Below are 22,516 nucleotides of genomic sequence, written 5' to 3'. Positions count from 1 at the left end.
GCCCCCACGTGCTGGCCGAGGAGCGACACGGGGCGATCTTGCAGGAGCTGAGCCGCAAGGGCTCGGTCAAGGTCGCCGATCTGGCCGCCAGGCTCGGCGTCTCGGCCGTCACCATCCGGCACGACGTGCGGGAGCTGGCCGGGCGAGGGCTGCTCGTCCGGGTGCACGGCGGGGCCGTGTCGATTCCGGAGGCGCCGGCGCGGGAGGGCGAGGAGCCGGCCGCGGGCGAGCGGAAAAGGGAGCGCGAGCCGTACGTGCTCGGCATGCTCGTGCCGCAGACCGCGTACTACTTCCCGGCGGTGATCAGGGGCGCGCAGGCGGCGGCGCGCGAGCTCGGCGTGCGGATCAGCCTCGCGGTCTCCCGCTACGACCTGAAGGAGGACCGCCGCCAGGTGGCGCAGCTGCTGTCGTCCGGCGTGGACGGCCTGCTGCTGACGCCGAGCGAGAACCCCACGCTCTCGCTCGCCACGGAGCAGTGGGTGAACGAGCTCGACCTGCCCGTGGTGCTGGTCGAGCGGAAGGCGGGCTGGTCGATGCCGGCGGTGGAGCAGGTGGCGACCGATCACGCGTACGGCGCCTATCTGGCCACGTGCCATCTCGCCCGGCTGGGACACGAGCGGGTGGCGCTGCTCGCCTGCGAGAGCAGGACCACCCCGTGGATCCGCGAGGGACACGAGCTCGCCCAGCGCTCTCTCGGCCTGCGGGAAGGGCCCGTGCGTATGTTCCCGAGGGCCGCCGTGGGCGCTCCGGCGGGGATGGACGAGCACGTCGACGACTTCCTGGACGCCTTCAGGGAGGAGGGCGTGCGCGCCGCGCTCGTGCACAACGACATGGACGCCCTTTCCCTGGTCAGGCAGCTTCGCGGCCGCGGCGTCTCGATACCCGAGGATCTGGCGATCGTGACCTACGACGACGAGGTCGCCTCGCTCGCCGACATCCCCCTGACCGCCGTGTCGCCGCCCAAGGAGGAGGTGGGAGCCGCGGCCGTGCGGATGCTTGTCGATCGGCTGGACGATCCGGGCAGACCGCTGTGCGGCCTGCTGCTGCGGCCGAGCCTGCGGATCCGGGCGTCGTGCGGCGCGGCACCCTCTTAGGGGCTTTCGTTTTCTTTCGTTTTTCCTGCTTGTGACGCGATCGTAACTGATCGCTGCTTCAGGATGCATTGACAGGCTTCATTCGAAACAAAATGATTGCACCAATCTTCACTTCCCTCCCTGGACGGTGCATATGAAGCCTCGATGCCTGCGGATCACCGCCCTGCTCGCGGGCGCTGTCGTCTCGCTGCCGGCACTGGCCGCCTGCGGGGGCACGGCTCCGGGTGCCTCCGACGCGAAGCCGGGGGCGGACGTCATCACCTTCCGCTCCTTCGTCAAGGCATCCGACGTCGTCACCGCCGCCTTCAACAAGACCCACAAGGACTTCCAGGTCAAGTGGGAGAACGTGCCGAGCGGCGGCGACTACTACACCAAGCTCGCCAGCTCGGTGAAGGCCGGCAACGTTCCCGACGTGGCCATCGTCGAGTACAACCAGCTGCCCGACGTGGTCAGCCAGGGCGAGTTGGAGGACCTCACCGAGACCGCGGGCCCGGTGGTCGCCAAGACCTTCCCCGCCCAGGTCCAGCAACTGGTGAACCTCGGAGGCAAGACCTGGGGCATCCCTCGCGACGTCGCCCCGCTGATGTTCTTCTACCGCAAGGACTTCTACGACAAGCACAAGCTGGAGCTGCCGAAGAGCTGGGACGACTACGCGAAGCTGCTCGCGGACGTGAAGAAGGCCGACGCGAAGGCGCGCGGCGGGATCTTCGCGACCGCCGACGCCGGCGTGCTGGCCGCGCTCTCCTGGCAGGCCGGTGGCCGGTGGTACGGCACCGAGGGCCAGTCGTGGAAGGTCTCCATCGACGACGAGCCGTCCAAGAAGATGGCCGCGTACTGGAACGACCTGGTCCTGAAGGGGCTGGTCGGCACGTACAACTCGACGAGCGACGACGCCTTCTTCCAGGCGGTGCAGAAGGGCCAGGTCGTCTCCTACCTCTGCGCGAACTGGTGCGCGGGGGCCCTCCAGTCCACCGTTCCCGACCAGAAGGGCAAATGGGCCATCGCGGCGGTGCCGAGCTGGGACGGCCGGCCGGCCTCCGCGATGCTGGGCGGCTCGGCCTTCACCGTTCCCAAGGGCGCCAAGCACCCTGAGCAGGCTCTCGAGTTCATCAAGTGGATCACCACGGATCCCGAGGGCATGAAGGCCTGGCTGTCCAGCGGCACCAGCAGCATGCTCCCGGCCGCGCCGGCCCTGCTGCCGGCCACCGGCGCCTTCAAGACCGACTTCTTCGGGGGCCAGGACATCTTCTCCGTCGTCTCCAAGGCGTACGAGTCGATCCCGGCCGGCTGGACATGGGGGCCGAGCGCGGGCGTCACCGGGACGGCGATCTCCGACTCGCTCGGCAAGGTCGCCGGCGGCGAGGTGAAGCTGGCCGACGTGCTCACGAGCGCCCAGCAGGCCACCGTGGCGGACTTCAAGAACCGCGGCCTGAGCGTCGCCCAGTAGTGCCCACTTCCCCCCTTCAAGGAGATGCCGTGGCGACCCGTCCGGCCCGCGGGCAGGGGCGCACCGCCGCCCTGCTCGTCGGCCCGTTCCTCCTGCTGTTCCTCGCCTTCTCCGTCGCGCCGCTGGTGTACGCGGGGTGGCTCAGCCTGTTCACCGAGCGCAGCTCCGGCCTCGGCTTCGGCGGCGTCGAGACCTTCTTCGTCGGCCTCGGCAACTACGCCCGGGCGCTCGGCGACGCGGCGTTCCGGGACAGTTTCCTGGTCATCGCGACCTACGTCCTGCTGTACATCCCGGTGATGATCGGGGGCGCGCTCCTGCTCGCGCTGCTCCTCGACTCGGCCATGGTCCGGGCGAAACGCTTCTTCCAGCTCGGCCTCTTCCTGCCGCACGCCGTACCGGGGCTCATCGCCGCGATCATCTGGGTGTACCTGTACACGCCCGGGCTCAGCCCGGTGATCGACGTGCTCGAGTCGGCCGGCGTGAAGTGGAGCTTCCTGTCGTCCGACCACGCCCTGCTCTCGGTGGTCAACATCTCCACCTGGGAGTGGGTCGGGTACAACATGGTCATCCTCTACGCCGCCCTGCAGGCGGTCCCGAGGGACGTCCTGGAGGCGGGGACGGTCGACGGGGCGAGCGGGCTGCGGATCGCGCTGCGGATCAAGGTCCCGCTCATCCGCCCGGCGATCGCGCTCAACGTGCTCTTCACCGTCATCGGCGCCCTGCAGCTCTTCACCGAGCCGAAGGTGATCTACCGGGCGTCGACCGAGATCGGCAGCGCCTGGAGCCCGAACATGTACGCGATGCGCGCGGCCTTCGACAACCACGACTACGGCCTGGCCGCGTCCGCCTCGATCCTGATCGCCCTGCTCGGCGGGGTCCTGTCCTTCATCGTGACCCGGTTCTCGGCGCGGAGGGTGCAGCCATGACGTTGACCGCGACGCCCGCACCGCCGGTTCCCGCCTCAAGGCGGCGCAGGAAGCCCGGCTCCCGCCCGATGCCGCGCCTGCTCTCGCGTGCGGCCGTCAACGGCGTCCTCGTCATCGCCGTGCTCTACACGGTGATGCCGCTGCTGTGGCTGCTCATGGCGGCCACGAAGAACATGCGTGACCTGTTCGGCACCAGCGGCTTCGCCTTCGGGCGGACCTTCGACCTCGGTGCCAACCTGGCGCACCTGTTCAGCGCGGGTGACGGCATCTACCTGCGGTGGCTCGGCAACACCGCCCTCTACGCCGTGGGCGGCGCCCTCATCGCCACGACCCTGTGCGTGGCGGCGGGGTACGCCTTCGACAAGCTCTCGTTCCCGTTCAAGGAGAAGATCTTCGGGCTGATCCTCCTCGGCGTGCTCGTGCCGGCCAGCGCGATGGCCCTGCCGATCTACCTGCTGGCGTCCAAGACCGGCATCGTGAACACCTTCTGGGGCGTCTTCCTCCCGAGCCTGGTCTTCCCCTTCGGGGTCTACCTCGCCCGGGTGTTCAGCGCCGCGTACGTGCCCGACGAGGTGATCGAGGCGACCCGCGTCGACGGCGCGGGTGACCTGCGGACCTTCCTCAGCATCGGCTTCCCGATGCTCCGCACGGCCTTCGTCACCATCTTCCTCTTCCAGTTCACCGGCATCTGGAACAGCTTCTTCCTGCCGCTCGTGATGCTGACCGACCAACACCTTTACCCGCTCAACCTGGGTCTGTACACCTGGCAGACCACGTCGCTGAACCAGGGCCATCCGGAGGACTACCTGCTCGCCATCACCGGTTCGCTGGTGGCGGTCGTGCCGCTGGTCATCGCCTTCGTGGTGCTGCAGCGGTACTGGAGGGCGGGCATGACCGCTGGAGCCGTCAAGTGACCCTTCCCCGCGCGCTGCTCGCCATGGAGCCGCGATTCAAGGACGACCTGTTCGGGCCGGACGAGCTCGACCGGCTCACCCGGCTGGTGGACGTCGACCCCGGCCTGGTCGTCAGCGACTTCGCGGACGTGCCGGAGCTGGCCGCGGCCGAGGTCCTCGTCACCTGCTGGGGCTGCCCGCCCGTCGACGCCTCCGTGCTGCGGCGGGCACCCGGGCTGCGGGCCGTCGTCCACGTGGCGGGCACGGTCAAGAGCCTGATCACCGACGCCTGCTGGGAACGCGGCATAGCCGTCTCGTCGGGCGCCGCCACCAACGCGCTCCCCGTGGCCGAGTACACCGTCGCCGCGATCCTGTTCGCCGGCAAACGCGTCCTCGGCATCCGCGACCTCTACCGCACGCAGCGACGGGCCCTCGACTGGGCGGCGCACTTCCCCTCGCTGGGCAACTACCGCAGGACCGTCGGGATCATCGGGGCCTCTCACATCGGCCGCCGGGTGCTCGACCTGCTCCGTCCGTTCGACCTCGAGCTCCTGATCAACGACCCGTACCTCGGCGAGACCGCGGCGGCCGCGCTCGGCGCCCGGCCGGTCAGTCTCGACGAGCTGCTGGCCGCCTCCGACATCGTCTCCGTGCACGCCCCGGCGCTGCCGGAGACCCGGCACCTGCTGGACGCGCGGCGCCTGGGACTGCTCTCCGACGGCGCCACGCTCGTCAACACCGCGCGCGGCTCGCTGGTGGACATGGAGGCGCTCACCAAGGAACTGGTCTCGGGCCGGATCGACGCCGTGCTCGACGTCACCGAGCCCGAGATCCTCCCGGCGGACTCGCCGCTCTACGACCTGCCGAACGTCCTGCTCACCCCGCACGTCGCCGGCTCGGTGGGCGGCGAGCTGCGCCGCCTGGCCCACTCGGCGCTCGACGAGCTGGAACGGTACGCGCGGGGCCTGCCGTTCGCGCATGCCGTCCGCGCCGACACGATCGGCCGCTCGGCGTGACACCCCTCAGTCGATCGAGGCTTTGGGCCGCGCTTTCCGGGCGCCCGCCGCCGACTCCGTGCCTGACCACAGGCTCCCCGCTCCAGGTCCGGCTTTTCGCCCCGGAAGGACCGGCTCGACGTGGACCTGCCCCGGCGCGACTCATCCGGCCGTTTCGGGAGCGGGTCCCACGGGATCCTCCCGAGTACGGTCCACGCGGTCGCCGACGGCACCCCGTACCTTCACCGGCGAGGTGAAGATCCGCCCGTGACGTCCACCCCGCTCTTCTTGCGCTTCCGCAGCAGATCTCGAACATGCAGGTGAACGAGCAGGACCCAGCCGAAGATCACCACGAGCCGCCCCAGCCACGACCATGAACCCAGGTTCCACCCGAACAGGTCCCAGGGCCCGCCCGCGAGCAGCCCCAGGATCTGGGTCACGAGGACGAACAGGCCGAAGACGATGAAGAGCAGGTTGACCCAGATCGGCCATGTGGGGCGAAGTCTGCGCGTGCCCTCGGGTTGCTCAGCCACAGCAATACTCTGACACTTGCCGCATTCCACCGGAAGAGGCCCGCCGTTGAGTCCAAGGTACGGACCGGCACGGCGTCCATATCGGGATGCGCTGAACCACTCCGATCACCAGGCGATCGCGCGGCTCGCACCTCCGGGCAACGACGCATCCATCGACATACGACAACGGCTGCGGCGGCAGGAACATCCGGAGTGAGATCACCCCGAAGGCGGCCAAGGCCCATGCGGCGGGCGTAGGGACGGGTTGGGCACCTTGCCGCCACCGGCCCCGCAGGCCTCCGTTCTAGCGGCCGTCGCCAGTGGGCCGCGCCTGGCCCGGCGCGAACCGCATCACCCCAGTCCCAGGACCTCAGCTGTCCTGCCGTTGCTTGAGGCGAAGTGCTTCTTTGCGGGCCTCGGCCTGGACGGACCGCTCGTGCTCCAGCCACGCCGGGTTCTCCGCCTTCAGCGCATCGATCTCGGCGGTGGTGAGCGGTTCGGTGATCCCGGCCCTGATCAGGCCGGAATTGGAGATCCCGAGCTTCGCGGCGACGACCTGCCTGGGGTGCGGGCCGTTGCGGCGCAGATCAGTGAGCCAGGCGGGTGGCGTCGCCTGCAACTCGTTCAGCTCGTCCCTGGAGACGACGCCCGCCTGGAACTCGGCGGGAGTGGCCGAGAGGAGGACACCCAGCTTCTTGGCCGCGGTCTCGGGCTTCATCGTCTGGATGCTCTTCGATTTGGGCGAGGTCATGACGTCAAGAGTAGTCAGTCGGAACGGGTTTCCATGACATCGATACCCTGAGGAGGTGACTGATGGGGAGACCAAGGCGTTCCGGCTGGCGTACGTGCCCGGGGTGACACCCGCGAAATGGGTCAACATCTGGTCCGAGAGGTTGCCCGACGTGCCGCTCAACCTGGCCGCGGTTCCCGCGGCCGAGGTGGTGGGTCTCCTTCGGGACGGCGGCGCCGACGCCGGATTCGTCAGGCTGCCGGTCGACCGGGACGGGCTCAGCGTGATTCCGCTCTACGTGGAGACCACGGTGGTCGTGGTGCCCAAGGACCACGCGGTGGCCGCCGCCGACGAGGTGACCATCGCCGACCTGGCCGACGACGAGGTGCTTCATCCTCTGGACGACACCATCGAGTGGACGATCCGGCCCGGGCAGCCCGCGTTCACCCGCCCGGCCACAACCGCGGAAGCGATCGAGCTGGTGGCGGCCGGCGCCGGGCTTCTCCTGGTTCCGCAGTCGCTGGCACGCCTCTATCACCGCAGGGATCTCACTTACCGGCCGGTGCTGGAAGCGCCGCAGTCCCAGGTCGCGCTGGCCTGGCCGACGGACGCGACCACCGATCTGGTGGAAGACTTCATCGGCATCGTCCGCGGCCGGACAGTGAACAGCTCGCGGGGCCGTACCCCCGCCGCCCCTGCGGCGAAACCGGCACAGCGGCAGGCCCAGAAACCCGCGAAGAGCGGCTCCGGCCGCCGCGCCGTGCCGGCCTGCCGTAAAGGGAAGGGCCACCGGCCCCGGTGACCCGAACCTGCTGAGACGGTCTACCGACACCAGATTCGACATGCAGGTGGGCGGTACTGGTGACTCCTCGCTTGTAAGAGTAGCCATTCGATCACTGGAGCCGGCGTTTTCGCCGCTCGGGCCTACATTCGGTGTGCACCCATGCGCATGATCGCGCTGTGGCGGGCGTCGCTGATGTCGCTCAATCTCTCGATCCTGTCTGCCGTCGTCCTATCGGAAAGGGGAGCGGGGCACCCCGACCTCCGGCGCCAGGACCGTGATGGAGCGAAGGCGGCCCCTGCCGCCGGCTTGGAGCTGTAGGTCCCTCAGCTCTGCCAAGCTCCCGCGATAGGACGCCGGCACCAGGACGTCGATGGATATCAGTGCCGCCGAGTCGGACACCCGGAACCGGCTGACGATTGCACCGATCACCAACATGGCCGGCCCGATCGACTCGGCCACGCCGAGCAACGGCACCGCGAGCCCGGCGAGCAGCCCCACGCCACCGGCTGACTCGCACACGCTGCTGGAGTCCGAGATGATCGCGAATCGCCGGCGATTGCGGCAGACTCAGCACCTTGATCCCGCCGGTCCCGACGAACAGGAGGCCCAGCGGGATCGACAACACGACGACGACGGTGCTCATCGGTGGCGGCTCCAGAGATCCACACTGCAACCAACTGCCAGATAGCCTGCGCTATCGCGGCAACCAGATCACGATGAGTGTGCCAGCCGCGTCGGTTGCGTCCCCGATGGGATGGGAAAGAGCGGGGAGCCACCCCCCCAAGCTTTCACATTCTGTGGCTCCCGACCTGGCTCACCTTCGGACGCTTGGCCTATCACGCCTCTCGAACCGACGCCCAGGTGTAAGTCCACGACAAGTGGCCGTTGGTGGTGCGGAAGCTGACCATTGCTACGGCCCCACGATGATCCTCACCGAAGGACACCGGGCGAGGCTGGACGGCTGCTTCCCGAGTTGCCGGTCGGCTTTTGTCGTCCTGGCTGACCGAATGCGAATCGGTCGGAATGAGCGTCATGATATGTCTCGCAGTGTGGAAAAAACGCCAAGATTATTGTTCAAATCTACCTCCTTGGAGGAAGTCGGACTTGACCGATTGTTTTGGCTTATTGAGGTAAATGAGACAATCCTTGCGGGTATGTCTGCTTCTGTCCGAATGCCTGCCGGGGCGTGGGTCCCGGATTTCGCGTCGACTTACGCATGAATGGAACAGAGGCACGTGAATATCGAAATTCGCCAATCGCGGGCGCCGCGCCATGGGCGTATCGCAACGCTAGCTCTGGCCGCTGCGGCCACCGGTCTCGTGTTCGTTCCGCTAAGCCAGGGAGTGGCGAGCGCGAGCGTCGACTTCACCGCCCGCCAGGCGGGCGCTGGGTACGCCTCAACGGAGAAGCCTGCCGTGGACTGCCCGCGCCTCGTCTCGGGCACGTGCGGTCCCTTCTCGTGGACGGTCGTCCACAACAAGTTCGTCCACACCAAGTTCAACGACAGCAAGTTCGACGACAGCAAGTTCGACGACAGCAAGTTCAACGAGAACAAGTTCGATCGCAACAAGTTCGATGAGAACAAGTTCAACGAGAACAAGTTCAACGAGAACAAGTTCGACCGCAACAAGTTTAACGAGAACAAGTTCGACGACAGCAAGTTCGACCGCAACAAGTTCGATCGCAACAAGTTTAACGAGAACAAGTTCGACGACAGCAAGTTCAACGAGAACAAGTTCGACCGTAACAAGTTCGATGAGAACAAGTTCAACGAGAACAAGTTCAACGAGAACAAGTTCAACGAGAACAAGTTCAACGAGAACAAGTTCAACGAGAACAAGTTCGACCATGACAAGGTCCATGAGATCTATTAAAACGATATCGGCGATTTAGTCGAAGTCGTTCTCGCCCGCCTGAAAAGGTGGACGGCAAATGCCGTGATGAATAATTTTGTCACGGCATTTGCCTGGCGTGGCATTATTCAGTAAGCCGGCGTGAGCAGATCACACGGCATGGCCGGAAGCGAGCCGGGCCCGTGGTCCCGGTCGCGCATCCGGGCCCTCAGGGGCTTGGGATCAGGCCTACGTGGCCGGACCGGCACACCCGCCACCGCTCACAACGTACGGCGCGACTTCCGGAAGGTCGTAGAGGCGTCTGGGCTCACCGGACGAGAGCGGTCCCCGCGCGAGCTGCGGCACGGCTTCGTGTCCGTACCGTCAGACTCCGGCGTCCCCATCGAGGACATCTCCCGCCTGGTCGGACACTCCCACACGGTGGTCGCCGAGGCGGTCCACGGGTACCGGATCAGGCCCGTGATCATGCGGGGAGCTGCGGCGATGGACAAGATCTTCGGAAGTTGGGCACCCAGTCGCTGGTTCCAAGATCGAAGGCAGGGTGTTCATGCAGGTAGTCGCTACGTGGGTTCGAACCAGTGACCCCTCGCTGGTAAGGCGTATCAGGAGGGGGCGGGATCTTGGCCGACACCCGCCCCACCTGGGTTCGGTCGTCGTGGGACCCTGGTAGGCGTGCCCAACGGCACCCTGGGCTTGCTCGAACTCAACGGCCGGCCACATGAGCTGCCCGGAGGGGTGCAGCGCCGACCATTCCACTGGGACGACCTGCCCGTACACGATGATCCGGCAGGACCGGAGAAGCCGTCATGCGACTACCGGCTCCGCGTGTCCAACCACGAGGGGAACGCCGTACAGGCCAAGCAGAAGGTCAGCTTGTGCGGCGAGGCAGTGCGCCCGCCGCCGACCCTCGGCTGGTGCTTGCTCTCCCTGCCCACAGCTACGCGCGCCTGCCTCGCCTGCGTCCATCTAGCCGAACGGCCCGCGGAAGAGGGAGCCGGTGCGTTCCGCGGCCCCTCTTCTCCCGTCGCGATAGCCGCTCAACCCTGTTCGGGCCGAGGGCCAGGTTGGTACTCGCCCGGCTTCGCGTGTACATTCGCCGGTCGCCGGTCGCCGGTCGCCGGTCGCCGGTCGCCGGTCGCCGGTCGCCGGTCGCCGGTCGCCGGTCCTCGGTCATGTGTTGCCCTGCGGTCAGAGCCGGGCTTGACGCGGAGGAGTGTCAACGGCCAAGTCCCAGTGGCCGCCGACAGGCGGACCGGCCATGGGCAGTCTCCTGGTAGCACGGTCCGTCCGCAATGGCCGGGCTTGGGGGCCATGGACGGTCCGGCCGTGACAGTCGGTTCCGGTGCCGAGATGGTCAAGTTGTCGAGGGTCGGCCGCGGTAGAGCGTTTCGGTGGCCGCCGGTGGTCATACGGGCCTAGTCGAGCTTTGTCGCGACTTCCCGAGCACGTCAGGCTCCACCAGAGGACTTGGTGTGTGCATCCCAGATTCCGGTTGCGGCGGTTTTGCGGACATATTCCGTGAAGTCGCGGGGCGGCCGGCCGAGAATGCGCTCGACGGTGTCGGTGATGTTGGCCCTGCGGCCGTCGAAGACCTCGACCATGAGGCTGGTCAGTTGCTTCGCGTACTCGTCCGGCACGCCTCGTTGGGTCAGTGACGAGACGAACTGCTCGGGCGTGACCGGTAGATAACGAACCTCTCTGCGGGTCGCCCTCGCTACCTCACCGACGGCATCGGCGAAGGTGATCAGCCGTGGTCCGGTTACTTCGTGGATCTGGCCGGCATGGCTGTTTTCGGTCAGCGCCGCGACGGCGACCTCCGCGATGTCCTCTGCGTCGGTGAACGGCTCCGCGACATCGCCAGTCGGAAGCGCGACCACACCGGCCCGGACCGGTTCGACGAGGAACGCCTCGCTGAAGTTCTGCGTGATGAACCCCACCCGCACGATGGTCCACTCCGCGCCCGAGTCCCGCACTGCCTGTTCGCACAGCTCGGCCTCGGCAGCACCACGGTCAGCAAGCAGGACGAGATGCCGAACGCCGCAGGCCACGGCGAGTTCTGCGAAGGAACCCACGGCTCTGGCCGCGCCGGGGAACGCCGCATCAGGATAGAAGGCCACATAAGCGGAGTCCACGCCTCGCAGCGCAGGTTCCCACGTGGTGTCGTCTTGCCAATCGAAAGGCGGCTCAGCACTCCGTGAACCGACCCGTACCGGCATGTCACGCGCACGGAGCCCGGACACGACACGGCGTCCGGTCTTGCCTGTCCCCGCCAGGACCAACGTTGTCGGCGTAGTAGCTGTCATGCTCCACAGACCACCCGAACGCCAAGGTACGGGCCATGGTCGAGGCTCGCAGGCACACAATTGTGCGTCTTATCCTGTGCCGATGGACCCCCTTCTCTATCCTGCTCGACGGAGCCAGAGCAAGAGACACGTTCGTGCTACGAACCATCCTGAGCCCACCATGGTCGGTGCAGGTGCGGGACGGGGTACCCCTCAACCTGGTGGCCGTCCTGCGAGGGAAGCCCTGGGTCGTGCCCAGCGCCGGCGATGCCGTACGCCTGCACGCAGGCGACATCGCGATGATGCGTGGTCCGGACACGTTCACCTTCGCCGATGATCCCCGCACTCCCACCCAGGTGGTCGTTCAGCCCGGCCCTCGACGGACGACCGCAGCCGGCGCGGAACTGCCCGAGGTCGCGGACATGGGTGTGCACACCTGGGTCAACGACGAGCGGGCCCGCGACGACGGCGCAGACGGCTCGTCGGTGCTGCTGATCGGCAAGTACTCGGGACCGGGCGAGATCGCCACACGCCTGCTCCGCGCGTTGCCGCCGCTGCTGGTCATCCCCACGGCCGCCCACATCGAGTCCGCGCTGGTGTCGCTGCTCGACAAGGAGACCGTGCGAAACGAGCCTGGCCAAGATCTCGTGCTCGAACGGCTGTTGAACCTCCCGCTGGTCGGCATCCTCCGCGAATGGCTCACCCGGCCCGATGCCGATGCGCCCGCCTGGTACCGAGCCAACGGGGATCCCGTCGTCGGGTCCGTCCTACGACTCATCCACGGCGACCCGGGCCATCCCTGGACGGTGGACGCGCTCGCCCGGCAGGCCGGGGTGTCCCGAGCGACACTGGCGCGCCGCTTCACCGACCTCGTCGGCATGCCGCCAGTGGCATACCTCACCGGATGGCGAATCGACGTTGCCGCCGATCTGCTCGTGGAGTCGGACGCCACGATTGACACCGTCGCCCGTCAGGTCGGTTATGGCAGCGGGTACGCGCTCAGCGCCGCTTTCAAGCGAGCCCGTGGGATTAGTTCCGCGCCGCTACCGCGCCCACGCCCGCAATCGTCCATGACGTCGGAACGTGACACGCACGGCGCACGGGCATGTAGGTGCCCGCAGGTGACTTCGGGCAGCCCTTGACCTCGCGGCTCGGACCGTCAGCGCCCAAGGTAGTGGCGTCCTGGCCGGCTCGGGCGGCGGGGGAGGCGCCCTCGCACATGCACACGCATCCGCGCGAGCTCATGATCCTGCTGTTGACGGCACTGGTCCACGACCGGGAGCGGGAGATCAGAACATCCTGTTCAAGGTCGCCGACGCCGCGCTCGCAATCCCGATGATCTGGGCCGCGAGGTCATCTTCCCGGCCGTCGGTGGTGGCGAGTAGACGCTGCGGGATCTGGTGCACGAGTTCAGGACCACGGGGCCAGCTTATCGGACCACGGTGCAGACCACGCTGTGCGCCTCCTGCACCAACCACTACCGGCGCAGTTGGCCGGGCCAGTACGCGGCCAAGCGGGATGCGATAGCCGTCCACCAGTAGCGAACGTTTCGGTCCCTGCTTGCCCCAGTCGACCGGTGACCGTCCGGCCAGCTCGCCTTCGCTGGGCGCCGTGGTGATGCAGCCGTCTACCGTGATGTGCTCCAGTGGCAGACCGACGATCCGATCGTAGGCTTCCAGGGCGATCTGCTTGAGCTGTGCGCATACTCCAGCTTTGATCCACTCATCGCGGCGGTTACGGATCGTGGTCGCTGAGCAGGTTGAGGTGGCGATCGCCTCGTACGAGCAGCCGAACCGCGGCAACTGGACCAGCTTGTCGAACACGACCCGGTCGGCGACGCGCCGCCCGTGGCTGTAAGGGGGCCACACCGTGCGAGCTGGAAGAAGGGCCTCGAACTTGAGCCCACAACGGGTCCATGAGCAGAGCCGGACGCACAGGCACGCGCGATTCTCGTTTCTGGTCACGGGTATAGGCAGTTCGGTGATCTGCAGGCTCTGCGCCTGCCTGACATGCCCCACTTCAGCCTGCCGGCTGTCTGGTCGATCTCGCTTGGGCGGGCGAGGCCTCAGACGGATGGCATCGCTTCGGTGGCCGGTTTCACCGTGAGGTCGGCCGGATCCGTCCCGGAGTCGGATTGCGGCCGGTGAGCAGCCAGGCGGCTATCAGCAGGGCGGCAGCGAACACCAGGGGGCCGATCGTCTGAGGGACCTGACGGTGCGCAGCGCCGATCGCCGCATCGCCGATCTGGACCGCGCCGTTCAATGCGAGGAGCAGCCCGAGGGAACGCCACGCGTGTCGGGCCAGCAACCAGACCATTCCGCCGAGCAGCACCACGCTGCGGGCCGCCATGTAGGCGGCATAGGTCCTGGGGGCGGCCTGATCGCCTCCAGGCACCAGCCCGCCCGGGTCCGCCAGGCTGGACACTGCGAAGTAGCCGGATGTGACCACGGTGAGGAGCACGACAAGTGCGCCGAATCGACGGACATTTAATGAGGGAGCCATATCTTTCGGGTTCCGAATCATATGGTTAGGCTAGCATTGGTGGTGTGATGGTGGAAGGGTCGTTGATCAACACGGTGGGTTTCCTGCTGGGCAAGCTGGGCCAGGAGGCGAACGGGCAGTTCGCGAATCGCCTGGCCCCGCTTGGCCTGCGGCCGCGGCATTGTGCGGTCCTTGAGCTCCTGGCCGGCGGGCCCCTGGCGCAGCTGGAGCTGGCCAAGGCCGTCGGGGTGACCGCCAGTGTGGTCGTCGACATGCTCGACGAACTCGAGAAGCTCGATGCCGTACGACGAGTGCGGGACACCGCAGACCGTCGGCGTCAGCTCATCGAGCTGACACCGACCGGCCAGGATCTCCGGCACCAGACGCTCTCGCTGGCGCGGCAGAACGACGAGGAACTGCTGAGAGCCATCGACCCCGCCGAGGTGGCGGCCCTGCGCCGGACCCTGGGTCGGATCGCCGCTGCGACTGGCCTCGTTGGGAAGTGACGGGCACTACGCGTGGCAGGTCGGCGTCGGCAAACGGCTTGCCCGCTGCCATGAACGCCAAACGGCCATCGTCGACACGTTCTTCGACTCCGCCGACGCCATCATCGCGATCCGTACCCTGATCCGCCGGGCCTGGATCACCCACCGCTGGACCAAGCGCCCCGAACGACGCCGTTGACGATCACCTAACGGCGCGACCTCTTTGTCACCCAGACGCCGACTTACCGGCGTCGCGCTCGTCTTACCCGCCGGATGGGGATCCCGTCCCTTGGCTTTAACGAGGCGATCGCGCGGCTTGGCACCTGCGGACTTCAGCACCTCCTCCTCGGCATCGTCAAGAGCACCGAGTCCGCCTACCACTTTCAGCTCTTCCTGTCTCCCGACGCATCACGTGTGGTGGCATGCCTCGGCGTCAGCAACCAACGGGAGCGCTCGCGCGTTACGGGGCTTGCGTGATGATTCGGCACCGCTCAGGAGGTTCCTCCTGGTGGTGGTGACAGCTCGACATCGGCGCGTATGAGCCATGCCTCGTACCAAGCGTCGAAGGTGGGCGTAGGGCCGAGATACGTCGGTGCGGCCAGGTCATAGAGCTCGCTCTCCAAGCTGGCGGGGGCGGTCTTGGCCGGTCGCCAGGCGCTTTCGTCGAGCCAGACATCCCACACCGTGCCCGTCAGTTCTCCTGTGGTCACCAACGCGGTGACAGCGGAGCAGCCCTGCGTGCCGATGAAGATGCAGCCGGGTGTGGGGTGGGGGGCTTGGATGCTGGGGCCGCCACCAGAGTCGGGCTCCGGTTCCTGGACCCATGCGTACCAGGCGTTGTAGATCTCCTCGGCGTCGCAGCGGGTGAGCGGGAAGGGTTTGGCAGGATCGCCCTCGGTCTCCTTTACGATCTCCTGCGGTTCCCAGATGCCGTAGTAAGGGCCCGCGCCGGGGCCGATCTGGAGCAGGAACTCCCGGTATGCGGGTGGTAACTGGACACCGAGATCGTCTTCTAGGGCCAGGACCGAGGCCGGGTCGAGCGGGGTGTTGCGGTACTGGTGTTGTTCGGCGCCGAAGACGAGGAACCGCTTGTTGCGTCGGTAGAACTTATGCAGGTGTACGGGTCGGCCGGTTTCGATGGCTCGCAGTCGGTCGAGTCTTGCTGTCATGGTCGACATGGCGACAGTATGCGGCTTTTCGTGAAGCAGTCTGGCGGCGGCGTGGCGCTAGCTTGGATCGGCGGGTTCGTTTGGCTGCGGCGGGGTGCGGGGCGGCTACGGCGCGGGGCGGTGGAAGGCCGGGTACGGCCGCGCGCCGCGCCGCCACTTGACTTCGCGGCCCGGACTGTCAGCGTTCGGCAACGGCGTGTCGAGCTCGACATGGGCGAACTCCTCGTCGGTCCGCCCACGTCCCGCGCGGGAGCCCGTACAGTCGCAAGCCCGAAAAGGATCATCCCGCCACTCCGCGACAATCTCAACCAGAGACTCGATGCGCTGATCTTCACCGGCTCACAGGGCGGCATCCTCTGCCGGAGCAACTTACGGCGCGCGGCCAAGTGAGACACGAGCACGAGCAAGATCGGTTTCCGGGGCCTCCGCTTCCATGATCTCCGACATGCCGGCAACACGATCGCGGCGAGCACCGGCGCACGTCCTGAAGATCTCATGCTGCGCATGGGCATGACTTGGTTCGGGCCGCGCCGATCTATCAGCGCATCACGGCCGAGGCTGACCGGAGGACCGCCGGCGCGATGAACGCGAAGATCGCGAAGATCGCGAACAACTCCAATGGATCTTCGAATGACTCAGTCGCACCGGTTATGGGACAAAACCCCGTTTCCATGATTGGATACGGGGCTCTTGATGCAGGTGGGCGGTACTGGGTTCGAATCAGTGACCCCTCGCTCGTAAGGCATGCCAGGAGAAGGCGGGATCTTGGGTGACGCGGGTTCTCGCCTCGGCAAACGTTCCGCCCAAGTCCTCGGCCGTCCACGCTCGTCCCTGGCCGTTGTCACTCAGATAGTCACTCAGCGGGACGATGTGGCCGTGTTCCAGATGGGCCGTCCCCTGGCGAACGAGCGGTGGCGGCGGCCTTGAGAGGACTGGCAAGGCGCTCGATCAGGAGGCTGGTGACGTCGGCGGCGCCGGATGGAGCGCCTCGGCATCACGTCGATCGGGAACTCGCCAGGCCGCGCGGTGCTTGGACGGTCGGCTCCGGAATGCCGGGCTCTCTGGACAGCTACGCGTCTGGGGGCGCCGGATCGGAACAGAATGAAATATAACCAGAACTCGAGTAAATGTAACCAGCCCATGGTTACATTTACCTATGAGCCAGCACGTGCACGAGTTGGTCGCACGTCTCCGCACGACCGGGGGCGACTACGACGATGTCGAGGTCAAGTCGGCGGCAGGAGGGCTGCCGCAGTCGCTCGCCTCAACTCTGAGCGCGCTCGCAAACCATCCAGGCGGCGGGACGATCATCCTCGGCCTCGACGAGGCCACCGGCTTTCGTCCGGTGCAGCTTTCAGATCCTCAAGCTCTCAAGCAGGGCCTCGCTCACAAGGCTCGCTCGTTCTCACCGCCGGTTCAGCTCACGATCAGCGACGCAGAAGTGGATGGGGCGCCGGTCATCGTCGCCAGAGTGCATGAATGCGATCCGTCGGCCAAGCCGTGTCGGATCACGGCGTCGGGCACGGCATACATGCGGGGGTATGACGGGGACTTCCCACTGTCGGATTTGGAAGAGCAGGCATTCCTTCCCGCCCGTAAGCCACCGCTCTTCGATCGGCAACCCGTGACAGGCGCCACCCGTGAGGACCTGGACGGCGACCTTGTCACAGCATTCCTACGTTCGGTGCGCGAACGGGATCCCCACGGCCTCGGCCGTTTCCTTGACGATGCCGAGTTGCTCCGGCGTGCTGGAGTGACTCTGCCCGACAGCACTCCGACCGTTGCAGGTCTGTTGGCTTTGGGGGTCCATCCACAGGAGTGGTTTCCGCGCTTCGTCATCCAGGCTTCGGCGGAGCCATTGCCGACCGATCCCGTAGGATCGCGGGCTCGGAATCAGACGACGATTACTGGGGCCATTCCACGGATGTTGGAAGAGGTCCTGCGCTGGGCACGGCGAACCTTTGACATCAGCGTCGTGTCGGCTCCGGACGGGACCGTTCGCGATCAGCCCGCCTATCCTTACATCGCCTTCCGCGAGATCATCGCGAACGCTCTTATCCATCGCGACCTCGATCATTGGTCGGCTGGCATGGCCGTAGAGGTTCGGCTCCGCCGCGACCGGTTGATCGTCTCCAACCCGGGCGGCCTGTACGGCATCACGGTCGATCGGCTCGGCCGGGATGCCGTCACCTCCGCACGCAATGCGCGACTAGTTGCGATCTGCCAACACGCTCGCGCGCCAGAAACGGGCGCGCGAGTGATCGAGGCGCTGGCAACCGGCATTCCGATCGTGGCCAACGCCCTGGCAGAGGCCGAGCTCCCACCTGCGCATTACATCGACGCCGCCATCCGATTCACTGTCGTCCTACGGCGGCAGGCAGTTCCCGTCATCCGCCCGGGCGACGACCTGAACGAGACGGAGCTACGCGTCTACGACGCCTTGGCGGCCGGCCCACGCAGTGTCGCTGACCTCAAGCAGGAACTGAACCTGTCCGCACCCAACATCCGCAAGGCACTCCGCGAACTGAGATCGAGAGGACTCGTTGAGCAGTTGGGGGGCCAAGGGCGGTCAACAACCTACCGGAGACTCTCGGAATAGGGGTGCTGATGTTCTTGCACCCCGGTTCGCCCAGCCGGACAAGACAGGCCCTGATGCCCAAGAGTTGCCCAGTTGGGCGACGACTGATCAGGCCAATCTCGCCGAAACCCGCTTGCGCAAGCCAATGACCCGACAGCCCCAAAGGGTGATCGCCACGGGGTTTCTGATGCAGGTGGGCGGTACTGGGTTCGAACCAGTGACCCCTCGCTTGTAAGGCACATCAGGTGGGGGCGGGATCTTGGCCGATATCCGCCTCCACCTGGGGTTATGGTCCCGTGCGATCCTCTGGAGTCCAGGGTCGTCCGGGGCGATTGTCACTCAGTTAGTCACCCAGCATCTGGCCCGTGGGCTGCGGCTGCTGCCATACGTCACGGCCGTTGCTCCACAGCTCGGAGGCGTGGTAGGCGAATCGGTCGAACAGGCCGTCGTCCTGGTACCGCCGCAGGTGCAGCATCGGCGAATCGTGTCCCACCAGCTTGGCCAGGTGAGGGGTGACGAGCATCTCCGAGTCGAACCGGAACACGCTCATGGCGATGTGCTCGTCACCGTACCGGGCTTCGATGCCGGGGGCGTCACGTAGTTGCTCGATCTCCGACAGCGTGATCCGGATGCGCGTGGACACGGTCAGCGGGACGTTCTCCACCTCCTCGCGGCGTTGGGTGACCTCGCTGTCCGGGTCGCCGACGAGAAACCGGATCTTGCAGCCCTGCTGTGCTTTCCGCTTGAGGGCCTTCGCCAAGTTCGGGTGTTCCAGCCACAGGAAGTAGTTCGTGTAACCGGCGAACACGATCTCGTTGCGCGCCGCGTTGATGAGGTTGCGCCAAATTGATTTCGGGCACGCAGAGCGATATGGATAAACGGTCAAGACTTCCTTGTCCGGCCCCGTTTTCACCGTATTGCGAATTGCGTCTGGCCATAGCACGGCTGTCTCAACTCCTAGTGCCTCTGCGGCGGCCCACTGGTGCCGCAGGTGCGGGACACGAGCCTCGTCCTGCAGCCAGCGTTCCACCGTCTTGACGTCCACGCCGCACCGGTCGGCCAGGTTCTGGCTCGTGACCTTGGCGTTCAGCATGGCGCTGCGCAGGGCGACGTTGGCCACGGTACACCTCGGGACAGAGGACGTCGGGGACGTTTTTGAGCGTAACGCCATAACGTCCTGGACGTCTCTATAACGCGGTGGGTTCGTCACGCAAAGGTAAGCACGCTGATCCCATGTCAACCCCGGTAATTCTCGGAGATCTCCAAGCGGCTTTTCCTGGTTGGTGTATTTGGCGTAGTTCTGTGGGGCGTCTCTGGGCAACTCGAAACGGCCGACGTCTATGCCAGTACGAGGTAGACCACGGTCTCTGCCAGACGATCGACGCGGATGACGTCGCTCAACTGGCCGAGCGGTTGAAGGAGCAGGAAGCAGCGGAGCAGGCGCTGTGAGCAGCCCTTCGTCGCGAATCGGCTGTCATGCCGAGATCGTGGACCTGCTCCACAGCCCAGCGCAGACACGAGCGTGGGCCTCAGTGCTGCTCGGTCGTCGCGGGACCGTGGTAGCCGTGCTGCGTAACGGCACCCTGGGCTTGCTCAAACTCGACGGACAGCCGTACGAACTGCCCGGAGGGGTGCAGCGCTGGCCATTCCACTGGGATGACCTGCTCGTACACGATGATTCGGCAGGACCGGAGAAGCCAGCATGCGACTACCGGCTCGGCCTGTCCAACCACGAGAGGAACGCCGTACAGCATGCCGTACGGGCCAAGCAGAAGGTCAGCTTGTGCGGCGAGGCAGTGCGCCCGCTGCCGACCCTCGGTTGGTGCTTGCCTTTCCTGCCCACAGCTACGCGTGCCTGCCCGGCCTGCGTCCATCTGATCGAACCGCCCGCGCGGAAGAGGGGGCGGTGCGTCCCGCGTCCCCCCTTCCCTCGTCGCGATAGCCGTTCAACCGTGTTCCGGTCGGGGGCAGCTTCGTACTCACCTCGTACGCCGTCGACTCATCGCGTAGCGGCAGCGGGCCGGGGACGGAGTGTCAAGCCCAGCTTCGCGTGTACGTTCGCCGGTCGCCGTTCCTCGATCATGCGTTGTCCTGCGATCAGGGCCGGGCTTGATGCGGAGGAGTCGGGCTGCTGGGCTTGCCTGAGTCGATGGTGTACGAGGTGATCACCTCGGTGCCGGAGCGCTCCCGCCGGAGGCATAAGGCTTGAAGAGTCGTCCTGTCTTAGGTGAGCGGAGCGGCCGGTGCCCATGCGAAGCACCCGAAGGGCCGCGAAGCGGTGGGGGCCGGCGGCGGAGACGGTGCGGAGGTCGGCCACGGAGGGTGTACGGCGGTGCGGCGGCCGTGCGGTGGTACGGCTCGAGCCGCTGCCGCCCGGGACCGGCCTCCAGGCCGCACGCCCGGGACGGCAGGCGGGCGCGGGGCCGTGCGCACGGCGCGGAGCGCCGTCGCCTTGAACCAGTAAAGAAACTCTGAGCCACCGGCTTATGGACGACGCCGGGCAGTCACTCGTGCGGGGAGGCGGCGCCTCGGTCGGTGAGGCTGGAAGGCTCCTCCTCGCCGAAGGCGATCACGATGTCCCTGCCGTTGGCATAGCTGACCACAGGCCGCTGGAGCATGTCACCCGCCTTGCGGGCCGCCCCCTGGAAGAGCTCCACCTTATCTGGGGTGTCGGCGGTCACCCTGAACCGTCCGTTGGCGAGGAGTTCCTGGGCGACGTAGGGGGCCATGTTCGCTTGGCCGCGTACCTGTTCCTCCGCAGTGAGAGGGGCGCGGCGGTGCGCAGGTTGCGTTCCAGGAGTATGAGTCACAGCTGATCTCCTCATGATCGACGTCTTTGTAGCATGCCATCCGCGACTCCCCTCAACCCGCGATCCCAGCGAACTGACGGTTCCTGGCAAGGGTCTCTAGTCAGGAGCACTAGATCACGAGGTCTATACCGTTGTCGGTGAGTTCTTGCGGTGTGAGGTCGGCTTCGGGGTCGTCGGCGAGTTCGCGGTGGTGGCCGATCTCGTAGCGGTTGGCGGGGGCTTTTACTTCGGTGACTTCGATGGGGTGGCCGTTGGGGTGGGCCATGGTGCGGCGGATGATGAGGACGGCTTCGGCGTAGTCCATGCCGAGTGCGGTGCGTTCGTCTTCGTAGGCGATGCGGGCGGTGGTGAGGGTCATCCAGCGGACGGGGCCGTGTTCGCGGATGAGCGACTGGTAGAAGAGGCCGGGGCGCTTGCGGTACTGGGTGTGGCGCTTGGGGTCGTCCCAGTCGGGGAGCAGGTCGGCGTTGGTGTAGGAGTTGATCTCCAGGCGGGCCGATGCGCCGTGGATGGCGGCGGTGTGGCCTCGGTCGGTGCCACATGCTGCGGCGGTGGATGACCGAGTGGCCGGGGCGGACGCTGAGCATGATCGCGATGTCGCGGTTGGCGGTGGTCTTCTCGCCGGTGAAGAGCGGGGCCTCGTGGTCGCGTTGGGCGAGGTCCCAGCCGAATGCTTGGACGTCGGGGTGGTTGCCGGGGGCGGCGAGGTCGGGTCGGTCGCGGTCGGTGATGAGGATGGTGCGGAGTTCGGGCCGGCCTGGTCAATGGGCTGGGCTATGGGCGGTGGCGCTCCATGGTCGCGGCGATCGGCGGGTGCGCCCATCCGGTGCACCTGGCCGGACAGTCGATGATCGTGGATGCGGGCACGGGCGAGATCCTGCCCGCGTACACGACTGATGGTGAGCCCTCGGGACGTCTCCGGGTGGCCTGCGGCAACCGGCGGGCCTCGGTGTGCCTGGCCTGTTCGCAGACCTACCAGGCCGACACCTTCCACCTCATCCGGGCGGGCCTGTCCGGCGGCAAGGGCGTACCCGAGACAGTCAGCGCGCACCCCCGGGCGTTCGTCACCCTGACCCCGCCCTCCTTCGGCCCCGTCCACTCGCACCGCGACGGCCGTCCCTGCCGTCCCCGCAACCGCGACAGGCTGTGCAAGCACGGGCGGCCAGTCGGGTGCCACCTTCGGCACGAATCACAGGACGAACGGCTCGGCCAGCCGATCTGCTCCGACTGCTACGACTACACGGGCGCGGTGCTGTGGCAGGCACACGCGGGCGCGCTGTGGCATCGCTTCACCCTGGCAATCCGCCAGGAGTTGGCCAACCAGACCGGGAGGACCCGCCGTGCCTTCGCCCAGCACGCCAAGGTGTCCTTCGCCAAGGTATGCGGTAGGAGCAAAGGGCGGGTACACGCCCGCCGAGCAGCGATGACGAAGCGAGCAGGCGCGGATGCGGGCGGCTGACCGCTTCGCTGAGGCCGC

General features: G+C 66.7%; 21 protein-coding genes and 1 pseudogene. 13 read left to right on the top strand and 9 right to left on the bottom strand.

From position 1 onward, the window contains the following. Window positions 1–8 precede the first annotated feature (8 nt). From AB0L65_RS33485 to AB0L65_RS33465, 5 genes are all read left to right on the top strand, one after another. Window positions 9–1,094, top strand: coding sequence for a substrate-binding domain-containing protein (locus tag AB0L65_RS33485; protein ID WP_364253503.1), 1,086 nt, complete (start codon window positions 9–11; stop codon window positions 1,092–1,094). A gap of 133 nt (window positions 1,095–1,227) precedes the next feature. Then, a complete protein-coding gene (locus tag AB0L65_RS33480) occupies window positions 1,228–2,541 on the top strand; it encodes an extracellular solute-binding protein (RefSeq protein WP_364253500.1) in 1,314 nt (437 codons plus the stop codon). Window positions 2,542–2,570: 29 nt separating this feature from the next. After that, on the top strand, window positions 2,571–3,467 hold the full coding sequence (locus tag AB0L65_RS33475) for a sugar ABC transporter permease (protein ID WP_364253497.1): 897 nt from the start codon (window positions 2,571–2,573) through the stop codon (window positions 3,465–3,467). Next, the gene (locus tag AB0L65_RS33470; RefSeq protein WP_364253494.1) at window positions 3,464–4,381 is read left to right on the top strand and encodes a carbohydrate ABC transporter permease; all 918 of its coding nucleotides are present in this window, start codon (window positions 3,464–3,466) and stop codon (window positions 4,379–4,381) included. Before AB0L65_RS33475 ends, AB0L65_RS33470 begins: the two co-directional genes overlap by 4 nt. Next, window positions 4,378–5,376 carry a hydroxyacid dehydrogenase gene (locus AB0L65_RS33465; protein ID WP_364253491.1) on the top strand — a complete coding sequence of 333 codons (999 nt, stop codon included), beginning with the start codon at window positions 4,378–4,380 and terminating at the stop codon, window positions 5,374–5,376. Before AB0L65_RS33470 ends, AB0L65_RS33465 begins: the two co-directional genes overlap by 4 nt. Before the next feature lie 221 nt (window positions 5,377–5,597). On the opposite strand, the gene AB0L65_RS33460 is transcribed toward AB0L65_RS33465, so the two are convergent. Together AB0L65_RS33460 and AB0L65_RS33455 are read right to left on the bottom strand one after the other, a co-directional pair. Then, complete coding sequence (locus tag AB0L65_RS33460; RefSeq protein WP_364253488.1) at window positions 5,598–5,888, bottom strand: hypothetical protein; 291 nt, start codon at window positions 5,886–5,888, stop codon at window positions 5,598–5,600. A 349-nt stretch (window positions 5,889–6,237) separates the two neighbouring features. Next, the gene (locus tag AB0L65_RS33455) at window positions 6,238–6,618 is read right to left on the bottom strand and encodes a DUF5997 family protein (protein ID WP_364253485.1); all 381 of its coding nucleotides are present in this window, start codon (window positions 6,616–6,618) and stop codon (window positions 6,238–6,240) included. A 55-nt stretch (window positions 6,619–6,673) separates the two neighbouring features. Here AB0L65_RS33455 and AB0L65_RS33450 point away from each other — a divergent pair, with 55 nt between their 5' ends. The 3 genes from AB0L65_RS33450 to AB0L65_RS33440 all read left to right on the top strand — a co-directional run bounded on the left by AB0L65_RS33450 (window position 6,674) and on the right by AB0L65_RS33440 (window position 9,255). Continuing rightward, entirely contained in the window at window positions 6,674–7,399 is a 726-nt protein-coding gene (locus tag AB0L65_RS33450) for a LysR family substrate-binding domain-containing protein (RefSeq protein WP_364253478.1), read from the top strand. 352 nt (window positions 7,400–7,751) lie between these two features. Then, entirely contained in the window at window positions 7,752–8,069 is a 318-nt protein-coding gene (locus tag AB0L65_RS33445; protein ID WP_364253475.1) for a hypothetical protein, read from the top strand. Window positions 8,070–8,700: 631 nt separating this feature from the next. After that, window positions 8,701–9,255 carry a hypothetical protein gene (locus AB0L65_RS33440; protein ID WP_364253472.1) on the top strand — a complete coding sequence of 185 codons (555 nt, stop codon included), beginning with the start codon at window positions 8,701–8,703 and terminating at the stop codon, window positions 9,253–9,255. Between the two features lie 1,427 nt (window positions 9,256–10,682). Here the strand turns inward: AB0L65_RS33440 and AB0L65_RS33435 are convergent. Then, window positions 10,683–11,366 (bottom strand): NmrA family transcriptional regulator, encoded by a 684-nt coding sequence (locus tag AB0L65_RS33435; protein WP_364253469.1) that lies wholly within the window; start codon window positions 11,364–11,366, stop codon window positions 10,683–10,685. Between the two features lie 206 nt (window positions 11,367–11,572). Between AB0L65_RS33435 and AB0L65_RS33430 the strand changes: the two genes are divergently transcribed. Further along, window positions 11,573–12,658 (top strand): AraC family transcriptional regulator, encoded by a 1,086-nt coding sequence (locus AB0L65_RS33430; protein WP_364253467.1) that lies wholly within the window; start codon window positions 11,573–11,575, stop codon window positions 12,656–12,658. 354 nt (window positions 12,659–13,012) lie between these two features. Here the strand turns inward: AB0L65_RS33430 and AB0L65_RS33425 are convergent. Then, a pseudogene (locus AB0L65_RS33425) lies at window positions 13,013–13,457 on the bottom strand (transposase); the annotation flags it as partial. Window positions 13,458–13,613: 156 nt separating this feature from the next. Next, a complete protein-coding gene (locus AB0L65_RS33420; RefSeq protein WP_364253464.1) occupies window positions 13,614–14,039 on the bottom strand; it encodes a hypothetical protein in 426 nt (141 codons plus the stop codon). Between the two features lie 26 nt (window positions 14,040–14,065). Between AB0L65_RS33420 and AB0L65_RS33415 the strand changes: the two genes are divergently transcribed. Together AB0L65_RS33415 and AB0L65_RS33410 are read left to right on the top strand one after the other, a co-directional pair. Next, a complete protein-coding gene (locus tag AB0L65_RS33415; RefSeq protein WP_364253572.1) occupies window positions 14,066–14,503 on the top strand; it encodes a MarR family transcriptional regulator in 438 nt (145 codons plus the stop codon). Then, window positions 14,493–14,681, top strand: a complete 189-nt coding sequence (locus AB0L65_RS33410; protein ID WP_364253461.1) for a hypothetical protein — start codon at window positions 14,493–14,495, stop codon at window positions 14,679–14,681. Before AB0L65_RS33415 ends, AB0L65_RS33410 begins: the two co-directional genes overlap by 11 nt. 292 nt (window positions 14,682–14,973) lie before the next feature. Here AB0L65_RS33410 and AB0L65_RS33405 read toward each other — a convergent pair whose 3' ends face one another. Further along, window positions 14,974–15,660 (bottom strand): SMI1/KNR4 family protein, encoded by a 687-nt coding sequence (locus AB0L65_RS33405; protein ID WP_364253458.1) that lies wholly within the window; start codon window positions 15,658–15,660, stop codon window positions 14,974–14,976. A gap of 1,147 nt (window positions 15,661–16,807) precedes the next feature. On the opposite strand from AB0L65_RS33405, the gene AB0L65_RS33400 reads away from it, so the two are divergent. Continuing rightward, window positions 16,808–18,250 carry an ATP-binding protein gene (locus AB0L65_RS33400; protein WP_364253455.1) on the top strand — a complete coding sequence of 481 codons (1,443 nt, stop codon included), beginning with the start codon at window positions 16,808–16,810 and terminating at the stop codon, window positions 18,248–18,250. A 322-nt stretch (window positions 18,251–18,572) separates the two neighbouring features. Here AB0L65_RS33400 and AB0L65_RS33395 read toward each other — a convergent pair whose 3' ends face one another. The 3 genes from AB0L65_RS33395 to AB0L65_RS33385 all read right to left on the bottom strand — a co-directional run bounded on the left by AB0L65_RS33395 (window position 18,573) and on the right by AB0L65_RS33385 (window position 21,397). Beyond that, window positions 18,573–19,349 carry a hypothetical protein gene (locus tag AB0L65_RS33395; protein WP_364253452.1) on the bottom strand — a complete coding sequence of 259 codons (777 nt, stop codon included), beginning with the start codon at window positions 19,347–19,349 and terminating at the stop codon, window positions 18,573–18,575. 1,384 nt (window positions 19,350–20,733) lie between these two features. Beyond that, window positions 20,734–20,958 (bottom strand): hypothetical protein, encoded by a 225-nt coding sequence (locus tag AB0L65_RS33390; protein WP_364253449.1) that lies wholly within the window; start codon window positions 20,956–20,958, stop codon window positions 20,734–20,736. A 190-nt stretch (window positions 20,959–21,148) separates the two neighbouring features. Beyond that, entirely contained in the window at window positions 21,149–21,397 is a 249-nt protein-coding gene (locus tag AB0L65_RS33385) for a UTRA domain-containing protein (protein ID WP_364253446.1), read from the bottom strand. 399 nt (window positions 21,398–21,796) lie between these two features. Between AB0L65_RS33385 and AB0L65_RS33380 the strand changes: the two genes are divergently transcribed. Next, window positions 21,797–22,498 carry a replication initiator gene (locus AB0L65_RS33380; RefSeq protein WP_364253569.1) on the top strand — a complete coding sequence of 234 codons (702 nt, stop codon included), beginning with the start codon at window positions 21,797–21,799 and terminating at the stop codon, window positions 22,496–22,498. Window positions 22,499–22,516: the final 18 nt, after the last annotated feature.

The sequence above is a fragment of the Nonomuraea sp. NPDC052116 genome (assembly GCF_040680035.1).
Taxonomy (GTDB): domain Bacteria; phylum Actinomycetota; class Actinomycetes; order Streptosporangiales; family Streptosporangiaceae; genus Nonomuraea; species Nonomuraea angiospora_A.
Note: the sequence above shows the minus strand (reverse complement) of the source record. Positions and strands in the feature narration are given on the sequence as shown.

Coding starts and splice junctions, on each gene's coding strand:
- AB0L65_RS33405 (WP_364253458.1), bottom strand. CDS start 15,660: ATGTCGACCATGACAGCAAGACTCGACCGACTGCGAGCCATCGAAACC.
- AB0L65_RS33385 (WP_364253446.1), bottom strand. CDS start 21,397: ATGACCCTCACCACCGCCCGCATCGCCTACGAAGACGAACGCACCGCA.
- AB0L65_RS33445 (WP_364253475.1), top strand. CDS start 7,752: ATGGATATCAGTGCCGCCGAGTCGGACACCCGGAACCGGCTGACGATT.
- AB0L65_RS33470 (WP_364253494.1), top strand. CDS start 3,464: ATGACGTTGACCGCGACGCCCGCACCGCCGGTTCCCGCCTCAAGGCGG.
- AB0L65_RS33420 (WP_364253464.1), bottom strand. CDS start 14,039: ATGATTCGGAACCCGAAAGATATGGCTCCCTCATTAAATGTCCGTCGA.
- AB0L65_RS33480 (WP_364253500.1), top strand. CDS start 1,228: ATGAAGCCTCGATGCCTGCGGATCACCGCCCTGCTCGCGGGCGCTGTC.
- AB0L65_RS33455 (WP_364253485.1), bottom strand. CDS start 6,618: ATGACCTCGCCCAAATCGAAGAGCATCCAGACGATGAAGCCCGAGACC.
- AB0L65_RS33430 (WP_364253467.1), top strand. CDS start 11,573: ATGGTCGAGGCTCGCAGGCACACAATTGTGCGTCTTATCCTGTGCCGA.
- AB0L65_RS33400 (WP_364253455.1), top strand. CDS start 16,808: ATGAGCCAGCACGTGCACGAGTTGGTCGCACGTCTCCGCACGACCGGG.
- AB0L65_RS33415 (WP_364253572.1), top strand. CDS start 14,066: ATGGTGGAAGGGTCGTTGATCAACACGGTGGGTTTCCTGCTGGGCAAG.
- AB0L65_RS33390 (WP_364253449.1), bottom strand. CDS start 20,958: ATGGCCCCCTACGTCGCCCAGGAACTCCTCGCCAACGGACGGTTCAGG.